At 70.6% G+C, this 766-nt stretch carries 1 protein-coding gene and 1 pseudogene; one reads left to right on the forward strand and one right to left on the reverse strand.

All coding sequences use genetic code 11. From position 1 onward, the window contains the following. On the reverse strand, positions 1-512 hold a 512-nt coding region (locus AC1DU6_RS33690), incomplete at its 3' end, for a histidine phosphatase family protein (RefSeq protein WP_477862719.1). An 88-nt stretch (positions 513-600) separates the two neighbouring features. On the opposite strand from AC1DU6_RS33690, the pseudogene AC1DU6_RS33695 reads away from it, so the two are divergent. Next, a pseudogene (locus AC1DU6_RS33695) lies at positions 601-766 on the forward strand (lipoprotein-releasing system transmembrane subunit LolC); the annotation flags it as partial.

Raw genomic sequence — 766 nt, forward strand, 5'->3', positions numbered from 1 at the left:
CCGCTTGGCGCGCCATAGCTGAACTGCGCCCAGCGCGGCGGCTCGGTTGCTGGCTGCAGCAAGAAGGCGTGATGAAAGCTCGTCTCGCACAGGTCCGCCAGCTTTGGGCCGCCCAGCGCCGCCAGCACGGCCGTGACGGTGTTGCTGTGGCCGACGACGAGCACCACGCCGGTCTGGGCGCGCACCGCGTCGGCCAACGCCTGCACATGGGCAGCGCCCTTGGCGTCCATGATGCGCGGTTGCAGGCCCAGCGCCTTGGCCAGCGGCGCGGCGGTGTCGCGCGTGCGGCGGAACTGCGTCGTCAGGATGCTGTTCACGCGCAGGCCGGCCAGCGCCTGGGCCAGGGCCTGGGCGCGCTGCTCGCCAGCCGGCGTCAGGGCCGGGTCGCCCACGGGCTCGGTGGCGCGCTCGGCGTGGCGCACCAGGATGACGAGATCGGGCGCGGCCGCGGCCGGGGCGGCCAGGGCGAATGTCAGAAGACAGGCTGGCAGCAGGACAGACAAGGGCTTCATCGCGATTCCAGAAGAGGTCGGGTGCCATTCTCGCCACGGCCTGCCAGTTACCATCCCGGCCCCATGCCGTACGCCTTTGCAAAGCCTCATGACCCTGCCGTTTGAACTCCAGGTCGGCTGGCGCTACACGCGCGCCGGCCGCGGCGGGCGGCGCAACCGCTTCATCAGCTTCATCTCGAGCGTGTCCATCCTGGGCATCGCGCTGGGTGTGGCGGCGCTGATCATCGTGCTGTCGGTGATGAACGGCTTCCAGA

The sequence above is a fragment of the Roseateles sp. P5_B10 genome (assembly GCF_056400485.1).